This window comes from Maribacter sp. 1_2014MBL_MicDiv (genome assembly GCF_001865655.1).
Classification (GTDB): Bacteria; Bacteroidota; Bacteroidia; order Flavobacteriales; family Flavobacteriaceae; genus Maribacter; species Maribacter dokdonensis.
Map to the genome: position 1 here is coordinate 1,926,883 of NZ_CP011318.1, position 14,478 is coordinate 1,941,360.

General features: G+C 32.6%; 11 protein-coding genes. 4 read left to right on the forward strand and 7 right to left on the reverse strand.

Annotation, left to right across the window (positions count from 1 at the left end; all coding sequences use genetic code 11):
- Positions 1–47: 47 nt before the first annotated feature.
- Together YQ22_RS08140 and rpiB are read right to left on the reverse strand one after the other, a co-directional pair.
- Complete coding sequence (locus YQ22_RS08140) at positions 48–491, reverse strand: GNAT family N-acetyltransferase (protein ID WP_071340781.1); 444 nt, start codon at positions 489–491, stop codon at positions 48–50.
- 109 nt (positions 492–600) lie between these two features.
- Entirely contained in the window at positions 601–1,032 is a 432-nt protein-coding gene (rpiB, locus tag YQ22_RS08145) for a ribose 5-phosphate isomerase B (protein WP_071340782.1), read from the reverse strand.
- 647 nt (positions 1,033–1,679) lie between these two features.
- On the opposite strand from rpiB, the gene rnr reads away from it, so the two are divergent.
- The 3 genes from rnr to YQ22_RS08160 all read left to right on the forward strand — a co-directional run bounded on the left by rnr (position 1,680) and on the right by YQ22_RS08160 (position 5,327).
- Positions 1,680–3,872 (forward strand): ribonuclease R, encoded by a 2,193-nt coding sequence (gene rnr / locus YQ22_RS08150; RefSeq protein ID WP_071340783.1) that lies wholly within the window; start codon positions 1,680–1,682, stop codon positions 3,870–3,872.
- Between the two features lie 90 nt (positions 3,873–3,962).
- Entirely contained in the window at positions 3,963–4,640 is a 678-nt protein-coding gene (locus YQ22_RS08155) for a head GIN domain-containing protein (RefSeq protein WP_071340784.1), read from the forward strand.
- 6 nt (positions 4,641–4,646) lie between these two features.
- Positions 4,647–5,327 (forward strand): LysE family translocator, encoded by a 681-nt coding sequence (locus YQ22_RS08160; RefSeq protein ID WP_071340785.1) that lies wholly within the window; start codon positions 4,647–4,649, stop codon positions 5,325–5,327.
- A 43-nt stretch (positions 5,328–5,370) separates the two neighbouring features.
- Here the strand turns inward: YQ22_RS08160 and YQ22_RS08165 are convergent, their stop codons facing one another.
- The 5 genes from YQ22_RS08165 to YQ22_RS08185 all read right to left on the reverse strand — a co-directional run bounded on the left by YQ22_RS08165 (position 5,371) and on the right by YQ22_RS08185 (position 12,629).
- Positions 5,371–5,877, reverse strand: a complete 507-nt coding sequence (locus tag YQ22_RS08165; RefSeq protein ID WP_071340786.1) for an OmpH family outer membrane protein — start codon at positions 5,875–5,877, stop codon at positions 5,371–5,373.
- Positions 5,878–6,115: 238 nt separating this feature from the next.
- Complete coding sequence (locus YQ22_RS08170) at positions 6,116–6,952, reverse strand: class I SAM-dependent methyltransferase (protein WP_071340787.1); 837 nt, start codon at positions 6,950–6,952, stop codon at positions 6,116–6,118.
- A 61-nt stretch (positions 6,953–7,013) separates the two neighbouring features.
- A complete protein-coding gene (gene mnmG / locus YQ22_RS08175) occupies positions 7,014–8,882 on the reverse strand; it encodes a tRNA uridine-5-carboxymethylaminomethyl(34) synthesis enzyme MnmG (protein WP_071340788.1) in 1,869 nt (622 codons plus the stop codon).
- Between the two features lie 5 nt (positions 8,883–8,887).
- Complete coding sequence (gene ybeY / locus YQ22_RS08180) at positions 8,888–9,307, reverse strand: rRNA maturation RNase YbeY (protein WP_058104586.1); 420 nt, start codon at positions 9,305–9,307, stop codon at positions 8,888–8,890.
- Positions 9,300–12,629: a DUF4175 family protein gene (locus YQ22_RS08185; protein ID WP_232231371.1), complete on the reverse strand. Its 3,330-nt coding sequence runs from the start codon at positions 12,627–12,629 to the stop codon at positions 9,300–9,302. The genes ybeY and YQ22_RS08185 overlap by 8 nt, the downstream gene beginning before the upstream one ends.
- Positions 12,630–12,967: 338 nt before the next feature.
- Here YQ22_RS08185 and gltX point away from each other — a divergent pair, with 338 nt between their 5' ends.
- On the forward strand, positions 12,968–14,476 hold the full coding sequence (gltX, locus tag YQ22_RS08190; protein WP_071342543.1) for a glutamate--tRNA ligase: 1,509 nt from the start codon (positions 12,968–12,970) through the stop codon (positions 14,474–14,476).
- The last annotated feature ends 2 nt before the right edge of the window (positions 14,477–14,478 follow it).

The following is a 14,478-nucleotide window of genomic DNA, read 5'->3' on the forward strand; positions in this document are numbered from 1 at the left end:
TCACCTTAAAATAATTATTTTAAATGAGTCCGCTATGAGCGGACTTATTATTTTTTGATCATTGCTATATGAGGTATGCCATCTTCCAAATAATCTTCTCCTGTTGCGGTATAACCCAAATCTGAATAAAACTTAGTTAGATATTTTTGAGCGGAAATTTTTATTTCAGTACAATTAAAATGCTCTTTAACCGCCTGTATAGAGGATTGCATAATTATTTTACCATACCCAAATTTTCTATAATCTTCATGAACGGCCACCCTACCAATACTAGCTTGTTCAAAATAAATACCTGGCTTAAATATGCGTGTGTAAGCAACTACTTTGTTATTACTTAGCCCTATTACATGTAATGCCTTATCATCTTTACCATCAATATCTAAATAAACACAATCTTGTTCAACTACAAAAATTTGACTTCGTAACTGCAGCACATTATAAAGTTCTACACTATTAAATTCATTAAAACCTTTTACTTTAATATCTAGCATAAATCTATTTAATTAACTTCTTATGTTTATATCTATTACCATGTAACATATTAATTTTTAAATACTTATAATAACTAATTTAGGTTATCAACATAGTTATAATAACTATTTATTGAATAGGAATCTTTTCAATTCTTCGTTCATGTCTACCCCCATCAAAAGAAGTATTTAAAAAAGTAGATACCATTTCAAGTGCTTGAGGTAGTGCTATGTACCTTGCGGGCAGGCTTAATATATTGGCGTCATTATGTTCTCTTGCCAACTTCGTAATTTCCTTTGTCCAGCATAACGCCGCTCTAACATTTTGTTGTTTATTTGCCGTCATACATGCCCCATTACCACTACCACAGATCAATATTCCAAAATCTACATTACCTTCCTCAACATCTAAAGCAACCGGGTGCGCAAAATCTGGGTAATCAACACTATCCGTACCATCTGTTCCATAATTAATAACTTCTATTTGTAAAGATTTTAGCAAACCTATAATAGCTAACTTATAAGCTGTACCCGCATGGTCATTACCAATAGCAATTTTCATATGCATAATAGTTTAAGGTTAATTATTCAATGTTTATTTGCTGTGGGGTAGTTAATAAACTAAGCTAAAGGTACAATAATCAGGGGTTCACAACAAAAAACAGGGGGTTCACAACAATTGTTACCAACTAAATAATAATAGTTGTTAATTAGTATGTTATAAACGAGTTTACCCATTGCATAAATTGTTTAGAAAAAGTTGCTAAAATATTTGCTTTTTAATGTTGACATCTGCTTACACTTTTAATCTTCTTAACACGAATTTAAATATTAGAAAGTTTTAGCTCATTTTCATCAAAAATCTAATCCTAGTTAACATTAAAATTACATTTAGTTATTAATAAATTCATGTTAATAGCACTTATAAACTGTGTTTAATAACTTCTCAAAATACTGATATTCAATTATAGTTTTATAAAAGTTATTGTCAACAACTATTAGTATCTCATAAAGTCAAGTAATATTTAAATAAGTTATTCTAGATATTAACAAGCTATAATAATCATTAATTTTTAATTTAATTTAAAAGAAAAAATGTCTAATATGATATATATGTTAATAACAACTAGTTTGCTTAACTTTTCAATAAATGGTTGTGTAACAGGTAGTGGATTATAATTCGTAATTTTCCAACAAATTAAAAGTTTAATGTCGAAAAGAAATAAGAAGGCGAAGAATCATAGAAAGAACGAAATTACTAAGGGAATTTTTACCGTTCTTGAAAAGGAACCGAATAAAAGTTTCAACTATAAACAAATTGCCGCTAAGATAAATATTACCGATGCTCAAGATAGAAATACTCTTATTAAAAGGCTTACGCAGCTAAAAGAGAAAAAAAGAATTCAAGAAGTAGATCGTGGTCAGTTTAAAGTTTTAGAGAATACAAAAACCTATTATGAAGGTACCGTAGATTTAACCGGTAAAGGTCATGCCTATATTGTTGTAGATGGTATGGATGATGACGTGTTTATACCTTCAAATAAATTGAACAAGGCTTTTCATAAAGATAAGGTAGAGGTTTTTATATATCCTAGAAAAAAGAGTAAAAAACTTGAAGGTGAAATAGTTAGGGTACTTGAAAGGTATAAAACTACTTTTGTGGGTATTGTTGATATGCAGAAAACTTTTGCTTTTGTAAGACCTACAGATTTTAGAATGTATACAGATATCTTTGTTTCAAAGGATAAATTGGCCGATGCAAAAGATGGTGAAAAAGTATTGGTTGAAATTACAGATTGGCCAGACGATGTAGATTCTCCATTTGGTAGAATTTCTCAAGTTTTAGGTGTTCCTGGTGAACACGACACGGAAATTCATTCCATTTTGGCGGAGTACGGTTTGCCCTATTCTTTTCCGGAAGATGTACAAAAGTTTGCAGATGGTTTAGATACCAGTATTAAAGAGGAAGAGATTAGAAAGCGTAAAGATTTACGCAACGTACTTACTTTTACCATAGATCCTAAAGATGCTAAGGATTTTGACGATGCATTGTCGTTTCAAAAATTGGAAAATGGTAATTATGAAATAGGTATTCATATTGCAGATGTATCTCATTACTTACAAAAAGATACCATTTTAGATGATGAAGCTTACGAACGTGCCACCTCGGTATATCTAGTAGATCGTGTAGTGCCTATGTTACCAGAGGTGTTGTCTAATAATGCTTGTTCTTTAAGGCCTAATGAAGAAAAATATACATTTTCCGCAATTTTTGAATTGGATGAGAATGCCACTATTAGAAATCAATGGTTTGGTAGAACTGTAATAGATTCAAATGAGCGTTTTGCTTATGAAGAGGCGCAACATATTATTGAAACAGGTAGTGGAGAAATTCCGGAGGAAATTTCTATAAGAGAAACTGCGTATAAGGTCTCTGATGAAGTTGTGGAAGCTACTTTAAAAATGGATGAACTTGCTAAGATCATGCGTGATAAACGTATGGATCAAGGTGCTTTATCTTTTGATAAGGTTGAAGTACGTTTTAATCTTGATGAAAATAACGAACCAGTAGGTGTATACTTTAAAGAATCTAAAGATGCCAACAAACTTATAGAAGAGTTTATGCTTTTGGCAAATAGAAAGGTTGCCGAATTTATTGGCAAACAAAAACCTAAAAAAACCTTTGTTTATAGAATTCATGATGATCCAGATCCAGATAAATTAATGGCTTTAAACGGTATTGTTTCAAGATTTGGACACAAATTGGATTTTAAGGACAAAAAGTCCATTAGTTCTTCTTTGAACAAATTATTGGAAGATGTAAAAGGTAAAAGAGAGCAAAATATGGTGGATACACTTACCATACGTAGTATGAGCAAGGCTATTTATACAATTGATAATATTGGTCATTATGGATTGGCTTTCGATTATTATACTCACTTTACTTCCCCTATTCGTAGATATCCAGATGTAATGGTGCATAGGTTATTACAGCATTATTTAGATGGTGGTAAATCTGCAAATGCGGAAGAATTTGAAAAGAAATGTAAGCATTCTTCCGATATGGAATATTTAGCATCAAGTGCTGAGAGAGATTCTATTAAGTATATGCAGATCAAATTTATGCAAGACCATAAAGATGAGGAATTTAGAGGTGTTATAAGTGGGGTTACCGAATGGGGAATATATGTTGAAATTATTTCCAATAAATGTGAAGGTATGATTCGTATAAGGGACATCAAGGGAGATTATTTTATCTTTGATGAGAGAGAATACGCAATTATTGGTGAACGTACCAAGAAAAAATATACCTTAGGTGATGAAGTAAACGTTATGGTTAAGAATACGGATCTAATAAAAAGACATTTAGATTTTGCTTTAATTCCAGAGGACACTAAATAATTTGGAATAGATTTTGGTATTCATTGGCAGAATTGATAAAATGTATTGGCTTTAATCAATACATTTTATTTAAAAATTACATAAATAGGAATGAAACAAGTTTTATTAATAATGTTTCTCTTTGGATGTTTTATGGTCAATGGCCAAGATGTCAAAATAACTCAAAGTATAGAGCCTTTTAAAGAAGTAAAAGGATTTGATGGACTATCTATAAATCTTATTAAATCATCTGAAAATAAGGTTGTTATTTCTGGAGAGAATACGGATAAAGTTGCTATTGTTAATAATGATGGTATCTTAAAAATAAGAATGCAGATTGGTAAAATCTTTAGTGGTTATAAAACCTTTGTAGATTTACATTATGCTCAAGATATATTGATTATAGATGTTAATGAAGATGCAAGAATAGTTACGGAGCAAATGATTGAGCAAGATGTACTGGAATTAAAAGCTCAAGAAGGTGGTGAGCTGGTGGTGAATGCAATAGTTGAACAAATGTTGATCAAGTCCGTTTCTGGCGGAATTATAAAAACCAACGGTTCTTCAAACGTACAAGATGTGCAAATAAATACTGGTGGAGTCTATGAAGGTAAATCTTTTGAGACGAACTTTTCTACGATTAATGTAAACGCCGGTTCTCGTGCGGAAATTAATGCTAGAGACTATGTAAAGGCTACCGTAAAGGCAGGTGGCGAGGTATTGGTTTATGGTAATCCTAAAAAATTAGAAGAAAAGACCGTTTTTGGCGGTACTATAACTAGAATGTAATAGGTAATGTTAGAAGATATTCAAGCGGCAGTTCCTTTAGGATTTTTTCTAAGTTTTATGGTAGGCCCTGTGTTTTTTGTCCTTTTACAAACTAGTGCAGTTAAAGGTTTTAGAGCAGCAATTACCTTTGATTTTGGCGTTTTATTTGCAGATGTTCTATTTATTTTAGTAGCTTACTTCAGTAGTTTTCAGTTACTTGAAAATTTAAGTAATCAACCAGGACTTTATGTTTTTGGTGGTGTTATTTTATTGGTATATGGTTTGGTAACGTTTTTTAGAACTGAAAAGAAAGAAATTCCTATAGAGTCCAAAAAGATTAGAAAATCGGATTTTTTTGGGCTTTTTATAAAAGGCTTTTTATTGAATTTTATCAATATTGGTGTGCTGGTATTTTGGCTTGGTATAATTATTATAGTAGGCCCTAGTTTAGATAATCAACCCAATAGGTTTTTTACTTTTTTTGCAACCGTACTACTCTCCTATTTTGTGACCGATGTGTTCAAAATTTTATTGGCTAAGCAATTAAAAAGAAAATTAACCCCAGAAAGAATTGTTTGGGTGAAGAAAGTAATAGGAATTATTCTCATTATTTGTGGAGTTGTTCTAGTAGTAAAAGGCTTTTTACCCAAGGATCAATTTAATTTGGAACATGAATTAGAACGTTTTGAACCTAGTTTAATAGAATAAAAAAAGCCGGGGTTACCGGCTTTTTTAAAATAGAAATCTAATTTTATTTCTTGTATTTATCATTTAAGATTTTAACAATCTCATCGGTAAGATCATTTGTTTCTGTACCATAAAGAACACTACCACCATCTCCTCCGCCTAAGATATAAGAGTAGCCGTTTGTTTTTCCGTATGCTTTAATTTCTTCTTTTACTTTAGAGACTATACTATCCATTTCAGTTTGTCCTTCCATTTGTAATTGTTGGTCTTGTTGTTGTAATTGCTGACCAATAATTTGACCCTTTTGTTGCATAGCGGCATATTCTTCTTGTGCTTTAGATTGAGACATGGATTGTGCTTTAGTTTGAAAAGCTTGAGCTTCCATTTGAAATGCTTGCGATATGCTATCTCTTTTTTTTGCTAAAGCATCTGCCTTAACTTTGAATTTGGATTCAACATCAATTTTTTGTTGATACTCATCCATTAATTTAACGTTATCTACGTATCCAATTTTTTCTTGTTGGCAAGATGCTAATAATACAATAGCAAAAATTACAATTATGTTTTTCATTTTTTCATTTTTATGAGATGCAAAAGTAATAAAGCTTTTAGAAGGATTTTGTTTTTAAATTGATATTAATAATTTGATTTTTATAAATATAAGAATTACTTATTCTTTTTAAATTTTTTATAGTTACAACTTATAATATTGACCTATTTTTAGGAGGCTTTACTACGTTTAAATTTATTTAAGGTCAAATAGTATCACTTGGTGATTAAAATACTTTAAATCGCGTTAATTTGATAAATTATGCTTTTTGAAGGACATATATAAGTGAAGAATACTCTCCTGTACCTTTAGCCTTTAAATTTGAGAGCATTCCCCTATAGAATGCTTTAAAGTAGTTGGATTTTCCAGTTTTATATTTTTCTGATAATAGCGAAACGTAATAGGAATCAAAATACATTGGTAATGTTCTTACCACTTTTAAATTATGCTTTTCGAATATGGTTGAAATTGATTTTTGGGAAAAATGCCATAGATGTCTAGGTGTATCATATGCTGCCCAATATTCTTTATAGTAGTTAGCATCGTAAGATTTATAATTTGGCACTGCTATGACTAAGGTGCCGTCAGTATCTAATAGACTGGATATTTTGGTTATAGTTCCATTTAAATCTTTAAGATGTTCTAGTACATGCCATAATGTTATTATGTTAAATTGACTTGATTTTACTTCTTCTATAACTTTGTATGTTGTAATATTTTTCTTACTAGATTTATTTCTAGCCTCATCATTTATTTCTACACCAACGGTATTCCAATTATTTTTTCTAGCGGTTATTAGAAATTCTCCAGTTCCGCAGCCTATATCTAATATGGTTTTACTTGTATTATCATACTTGTTTATGAGTTCTAGTTTTCGTTTTAGAGCAATTTTTTTTACTGTTTGATATACCTTTTCAAGCAAGGTTTTTGCTTCATCTTTGTGTGATATATAATTATTAGATTCATAATAGTTGATTAGATTTTCGGGTATTGGTTGCGTAACCAACATATCGGTTTCTGTTAAATATTCAAGTCGAAACTTTTCATTACTAACTAAATGGTCCGTAGTTTCTAGATAGATTTTATTGCTGTTCATACTGTGATTTTGGATTTTGGTAGTGAATAATTGTTAGTTGTTCCACGTGGAACAATTTGCCCTACCTTCCGAGAAAAACTAAAAGTACACTGATATCACTTGGGGTCACCCCACTTATTCTTGATGCTTGAGAAATGGTTACCGGTTGAATTTTAGTTAGTTTTTCCCTTGCTTCAAATGATAAAGATTTTAGTTTAGAATAGTCAAAGTTTTCAGGAATTTTAACGGCTTCCAATCTATGAAGTTTATCAGCGTTTAGTTTTTCCTTTGCGATATAACCAGAATATTTTATCTGTATTTCTGCCTGTTCCAAAATTTCATTATCAAAATTGTTTTCTTCAACAAAGGTAGATACATCCTTCAATTGCAACATGTGATCCATAGTTATATTTGGTCTTGAAAATGCTTTATACATTTTATCTGATTGTTTTACTAAGGCAGAATCTACACTGGATAGGATAGGATTTATGTCTTTTGGTAAAACACTAGTTTCTTTGAAAAATTGAACTAATGATTCTGATTGTTCTAATTTCTCTTCCATTCTTTTCATTCGTGAATTCTTAGCTAATCCAATAGAATGACTTAAGGGAGTAAGACGTAAATCAGCATTATCTTGTCTTAATAATGTTCTATATTCTGCGCGGGAAGTAAACATTCTATAAGGTTCCTCTGTTCCTTTTGTAATTAGATCATCTATTAAAACACCAATATAAGCTTCATCTCTTTTTATTATTAATGGTTCCTGTTCTTTAATTTTAAGATGTGCATTAATACCAGCCATCAATCCTTGGGAAGCAGCTTCTTCATAACCTGTGGTTCCGTTAATTTGACCAGCAAAATATAAATTATCAACTAGCTTTGTTTCTAGTGTATGTTTCAATTGTGTTGGCGGAAAGTAATCATATTCTATGGCGTAACCTGGTCTAAAGAATTTTACCTTTTCAAAACCTACGACTGAGCGCAATGCTTTAAATTGAACATCCTCCGGTAATGAAGTTGAAAATCCGTTTACGTAGACTTCTACGGTTTCCCATCCTTCTGGTTCAATAAACATTTGATGACTATCCTTATCAGCAAACCTGTTTATCTTATCTTCTATAGATGGACAATATCTTGGTCCTAAACTTTTAATTCTTCCATTAAACATGGGTGATCTATCAAAACCTTCTCTTAGTAAATCATGAACCAGAGCACTTGTGTGAGTCATAAAACAATCACGTTGTTGCGCTAAGGGTTTTGTTTGGGAATATGAAAATTTTTCTGGGATGGCATCTCCTGGTTGAACAATCATTTTTGAATAGTCTAATGATCTTCCATCAACTCTTGGTGGAGTTCCGGTTTTCATTCTACCACTTTCAAATCCTAATGCTACAAGTTGTTCTGTAATGCCAGTAGCCGCTTTTTCTCCTGCCCTACCACCGCCAAATTGTTTTTCACCAATATGAATTAAACCATTTAAGAAGGTTCCATTAGTTAAAACAACTGCTTTTGATTTTATCTCAATACCTAGGGAAGTTTTAACTCCTACAATTTTATTGTTTTCAACTAATAGTCCAGAAACCATTTCTTGGTAGAAATCAACATTTGGTGTACGTTCTAACATTAATCGCCATTCCTCTGCAAATCGCATTCGGTCGTTTTGAGTTCTTGGACTCCACATTGCTGGTCCTTTGGATTTGTTCAGCATTTTAAATTGTATTGCAGATTTGTCAGAGACTATACCACTATATCCTCCAAGTGCATCAATCTCTCTTACAATTTGTCCTTTTGCAATACCTCCCATTGCTGGGTTGCAGGACATTTGACCAATGTTTTGCAAATTCATGGTTACTAATAGGGTTTTAGAACCCAAGTTTGCAGCTGCTGCTGCCGCTTCTGCACCGGCGTGTCCTCCGCCAACTACAATTACATCATATTCTTCTCCAAACATACCTTCTATTGTTCCACGTGGAACAGCTTTATTTTTTCTTCTTCCTTAGCGCGCATTTCGGCAGTAGCTGTTTCCGATTTATCCGAATAGCCCATTAAGTGTAAAACACCATGAACCATTACACGCTTTAATTCATTTTCAAATGAGACATTAAAGTCTTCTGCGTTTTCTTTTACGCGATCTATAGAGATGTACAAATCTCCAGATACATTTTTACCTGATACATAATCGAAGGTAATAATGTCTGTTAAATAATCGTGTTGTAAATAATCTTGATTGATTTTAAGCAAGTATTCATCATCACAAAAAATGTAGTTTAATTCTTGAACTGAAAAACCTTCGGTTTTGCAAGAATTAATAATCCATGAATCAAAATGTGTTTCTTCTACTAGCTTAAAATCGGTTAGGTAGTTGTAATTAATCATTTGCTTTGAAGTACTCTTTAACCTTTGTTTGAAAATTTTGCCGCAAAGGTAAGCTTTGCCTATTTAAAATTTCCACTTCATTATGATAATTCTCTAATAATGAGGGTTTAGTAGTAATAGGATTTGTGAAGTCTTTTGTATTTCTACTACTTTCTCGCTCAGATTTTTCTCCTTGCTTTAGTGTTGCGTTCTCCAGCTTCAATAATTCGTACTGTATAGTGTTGGCTTTGTTGATGGTACGTTGTGTAATTCCATTTTCAAGTAAATCATTCTCAAAATCCTCCATCTGCTTAATCAGCTTTTGACCCAATTTTTGGTCTCCGCTATTAATCATGTTTTTTAACTGTTTTTCTAACTCTTGACGAATTTTTTGTTGACTTTGATAAATTTCATAAATCTCTTTTAGTTCTGCTTCACTCATCTGTCCATCTCCTTGTCCTCCATTTCCGTTAGAGTTCCCTTTTCCGTTTCCTTGACCATTATCTCCTTTTTGGCCACCATTACCATTTTTTCCATTCTGGCTATTTTCTCCTTCACTTCCGTTTTCTCCAGATTTTCCGTTTTGACCTTTCTTCCCATTCTCTCCTTGTTTTCCTCCTTCTCCTTGTTCGCCCTTACTTCCCTTTTCTCCTTCTCCACTTTTGCCTTCCTTTCCGGATTGGCCTTGTTGACCCATTTTTTGCCCAAGTTGTTGTTGTCCTTTGATAATATCTGGTAGTTGAAAACCTCCTTCGTTTTGACCGGAACCTTTACCCATTTGCATACTTTCTTGCATGTTATCCATAACATTTGCTAAAAAATCTGCTAAGCTGTTTGAAGCGGTCAATACATATTTTTGATGTGAAATTCCTTGAAACAATTGTCCATCTGCCATTGTTTCTAAAGATTTATCAATGTTATAGTATACTTCCGTAATTTGTTCATTTACGAATTCTGAAAGTTCTGCTTGTCGTAAAGACAAGGCAAAAAGACTATCATCAACATGTTCAAATAACCCTCTTAATTCATTTTGGTCACGAACTGTTTGTGAGTATTGCGTTTGATCTTGGTCTTGTTTAGCCGATAGTTTATCAAATAAAGATTCTTGCTTAAATGAAAATATAATGAGGTTATCCAATATTTGTCTTAGCATTTCTGCATCTTCGGCTACTGATGATCCTCCACTACTACGGGAAGAAGATGAGCTGAGTTGCTCACTCATTTCTTTCATTTTCTGCGCAGCAGATTTTTGTTTTTTTGAAGCATTGTTTTCATCCCTTTCGGGGGTTGATTTTGATTCTGAATTTTCTTGTTTTTGTAGTTGGTCTAAAGCTTCATTCTGATCTTCTTTAATAGCTTCTTTTTTATTGGTGTCTAAATTTAAATCAATTGGTTTTTTTAGTTTTTCATTATCATTTTTTAGCCCATCCATTTCTTTGGATAATTCATTAAACGCTTTATTTAATTGTTGCTGCTTAATTGAACTATTTTCTTCTTTATTCTTTTTGGAAAGTTCTTCTTGCTTTTTTGCCAGTTCTTCAAGATCGCGTGCTAGCTGAGACGCTTTTTCTGTGACATAATAGCGCTTGGTCAATTCTAATAATTGTTCTAGGCTGCGTTCACTATTTTGTTGTTTTTTACCTAATTCTTCAAGCTTTTTTGTAAGCTCTTCTTTTTTAATTTTATCTGCTACTTTATTAAGTTCTTCTAGCAGTTGCTGGTTTTTCTTGGCTTGTTGTTCCTGTCGCTCCAATCGTTCTTGTAACAATTGGTTTAATTTATCATCCTTGTTTCCTTTGTCTAGGTTTTCCTTTAACTCTTTGCTGAACTTTTGCATTAATTGCTCTTGTTGTTCTTGCTTTTTTAAATAGTCTTTAATTTGATTTTGATCATTAAAATTTAAACTACTTTTCTCTTTTTGATTTTGATTTATTTCCTCTAATGATTCTTTCTGTTGTTTTGCACGTTCTAAAGATTTATCTAAATCCTTTATGAGTGATTGTCGAGATTCAAGATCTTTATTCTTGAGATGATTTTCATTTAATAATACCTGTTGGAATATTTGACTTTTTATAGCCTTTCCATGGTGTACGGCATCGTTATCAGTTACCTGGAAATAGAACGCATATTGTTTACCGGATTCTAATGCCAAACCTGATGGAAAGGTGTAGTAAAACTGTTCAAAATTTGAACTGGGTTTTGCAAGGCTTATTTTCTGCTCTTGATTCTCTTTACCAACTTCATAGTACACAAGTTCAATTTTTGAAAGACCATAATCGTCACTTGCATTTCCTGTATAGTACGAAACATTTGGATTCAAGGAATCTAAAACCTGGGTCACCTTTAATGTTGGATAAGCATCTTTAATTACTTTGAACGAGTATTCTAAACGTTCATAATTTTGGACATTTACATTGGTTGTGGTAAGTTCATAATCTAGGTCATTGTATATTTTCCGTTGTATTGTAAACGTGTTTTTTTCTTTTATAAAAGGTTGAACGGTATCTTTTGTGTTTAGATTAATCTTTTCGGTATTTTCTCCTTCAATGTTCCATGTTACTTGGGTTCCTTCCGGTAAAATCGCATTACCCGTACTTTTGATTGTTTCATTTGGTTTGTTCAGGTATGTAGGATATTTTAAATCCATTGAAAAATCTAATATTGAAGGAGTTTTCAATGCGATTAATGAGTAGGATTTTGAATTAACTTCATTGGCCAAAAACGTAAAATTTGTAGATTGTATGGGTGGTGAAAAAGTGTATTCATAGATCCCGTCCTGTTTTTGCATCAATATGGTTTTACCGTCTACTACGATGTACACATTTTCTGGTTTAACTTTACCCTTTGTGGAAACTTGAATGGTAAATGATTCATTTTGTAAGGCACTTAATTGATCGGTAAGCACATGAAATTGAAACGGTGCAGGTTTTTCATATGCCATTTCATAATTTACCACTCTCTCATATGTACCAAAAAAAGAACTCCAACTACCGGTGAGGTAAAGTAAACAGACAATAACAATCGGTATAATAGAATACTTTACATATTTGAAGGCGTCTTTAAAATCAATTGCGCTTGAAAATGGAACAGAATCCATTTGTTTGGAACGCTGTGCAATACTAGCTAGTAATAATTCAGACTGTTCAGAATCTTCTGCTAAGTCTAACAAATTTGTGAGTTTATCCCCTACTTCTGGAAAATGCTTGCCAATCATATTTGCGGCTTCTTTATTTCCAATACCCTTTTTTAATTTAAGAAGATAGAAAACCGGTATTAAAATGTATTTATAAAGCAATAGAACTTCTACTGCTATGAACAAGGTAAATAATACCGTTCGGCCCAAAGAGTTTAACCAAAGAAAGTATTCTATAGCTAAGATGGTGAGGAAAAACAAAAATCCTAACGCTTTAAAAAGCAAAATTCCCTTTAGTAGAATTTGAGTATAATGTTTTTTTATAAATTGATTTAACCGGTGTAATATGTGATTATAGTCTTGCAATTGCCCTTTTTTATACCAAGATAACGGATATTAAGATGGTTTGTTGGGAAATATTTGTTAAATCAAAATCCTGTAATGCTGATTATTATAGTGAAAATGCGCTCTACTTAAGTGAAATCCTATTTCGTATTCTATATTTAAAAACACTTGGTTATGTATCTTTGCGCAATCAAATAATCATTATGTCTAAGAAAGTTCGTGTGCGTTTTGCACCAAGTCCTACAGGACCATTACATATTGGCGGTGTGCGCACGGCCCTATTTAATTATTTATTTGCCAAAAAACATGGTGGCGATTTTATACTGCGTATAGAAGATACCGATCAAAATAGATATGTAGAAGGTGCGGAACAATATATAATTGATGCATTGAACTGGTGTGGAATTCCTTTTGATGAAGGTATTGGTAAAGAAGGTAGTTTTGGACCGTATAGACAGAGCGAGCGTAAATCTTTATATAAAAAATTCGCAGATGATCTAATCGCGAATGGTAAGGCATATTATGCTTTTGATACTTCAGAAAGCTTAGATGCGCATAGAAAAGAGCACGAAGAAAAAGGTAAAACTTTTATATATAACTGGCATAACAGGTTAAAGTTGGATAATTCTCTTTCATTAATGCCAGAAGAAGTTAAAGAAAGGTTGGCCAATGGTGATGACTATGTTATTCGATTTTTAACGCCGCCAGATGAAAAATTGCAATTGCAAGATTTAATTCGTGGTACAATACAGATAGATACGAATGTGCTAGATGATAAAGTTCTTTTTAAGAGTGATGGTATGCCAACGTATCATTTGGCAAATATTGTTGATGACCATTTAATGGAAATTTCTCATGTAATTCGTGGCGAAGAATGGTTACCTTCTTTAGCATTACACAAACAGTTGTATGATGCCTTTGGATGGACTGCTCCAGAATTTGCTCATTTACCATTGATTATGAAACCTGTTGGTAAAGGTAAATTGAGTAAGCGTGATGGTGAAAAAATGGGCTTTCCGGTTTTTCCTCTTTCTTGGAACGATTCTGTAGGGTATAAAGAATCAGGATATTTCCCTGAAGCAGTTGTTAATTTTTTGGCGTTGTTGGGATGGAATCCTGGTACGGAACAAGAACTATTTTCTTTAGACGAGTTGGTGAAAACCTTTAGTTTAGACCGTGTAAATAAATCTGGAGCGCGTTTTGACCCAGAAAAGACCAAATGGTACAATCAACACTATTTACAGGAAACTGCCAATGCAGAATTGGCTGCTAGCTTCTTACCCATTGTAAAAGAGCACACTACTGATGAGGATAAGATAAATTTGGAGTATGTAACCAAGGTGGTAAGTTTAATAAAAGAACGCGCAGTTTTTGTTTCCGATTTTTGGGATCTGTCAGATTATTTTTTCGTAGCTCCTACTGAGTATAATGCAAAGGCTGCCAAAAAGCAGTGGAAAGAAGATACTGCAGTCATCATGAATGAATTGATTTCTGTAATAGAATCCATTGAAGATTTTTCATCGGAGAATAGCGAAACCATGGTTAAAGCATGGATCGGTGAAAAAGAACTTTCTTTTGGTAAGGTTATGCCTCCCCTACGTTTGTTCTTAGTTGGTGATATGAAAGGTCCCCATATTTTTGATATAATGGCAATGGTTGGAAAAGAAGAAAGTATTGCCCGAATTAAAACAGCGCTAGAAAAACTGGGTTAAAG

Bases quoted from the DNA above. Each gene is read 5' to 3' on its own strand.
- YQ22_RS08140 (WP_071340781.1), bottom strand. From the start codon at position 491: ATGCTAGATATTAAAGTAAAAGGTTTTAATGAATTTAATAGTGTAGAA.
- rpiB (WP_071340782.1), bottom strand. From the start codon at position 1,032: ATGAAAATTGCTATTGGTAATGACCATGCGGGTACAGCTTATAAGTTA.
- rnr (WP_071340783.1), top strand. From the start codon at position 1,680: ATGTCGAAAAGAAATAAGAAGGCGAAGAATCATAGAAAGAACGAAATT.
- YQ22_RS08155 (WP_071340784.1), top strand. From the start codon at position 3,963: ATGAAACAAGTTTTATTAATAATGTTTCTCTTTGGATGTTTTATGGTC.
- YQ22_RS08160 (WP_071340785.1), top strand. From the start codon at position 4,647: ATGTTAGAAGATATTCAAGCGGCAGTTCCTTTAGGATTTTTTCTAAGT.
- YQ22_RS08165 (WP_071340786.1), bottom strand. From the start codon at position 5,877: ATGAAAAACATAATTGTAATTTTTGCTATTGTATTATTAGCATCTTGC.
- YQ22_RS08170 (WP_071340787.1), bottom strand. From the start codon at position 6,952: ATGAACAGCAATAAAATCTATCTAGAAACTACGGACCATTTAGTTAGT.
- mnmG (WP_071340788.1), bottom strand. From the start codon at position 8,882: ATGTTTGGAGAAGAATATGATGTAATTGTAGTTGGCGGAGGACACGCC.
- ybeY (WP_058104586.1), bottom strand. From the start codon at position 9,307: ATGATTAATTACAACTACCTAACCGATTTTAAGCTAGTAGAAGAAACA.
- gltX (WP_071342543.1), top strand. From the start codon at position 12,968: ATGTCTAAGAAAGTTCGTGTGCGTTTTGCACCAAGTCCTACAGGACCA.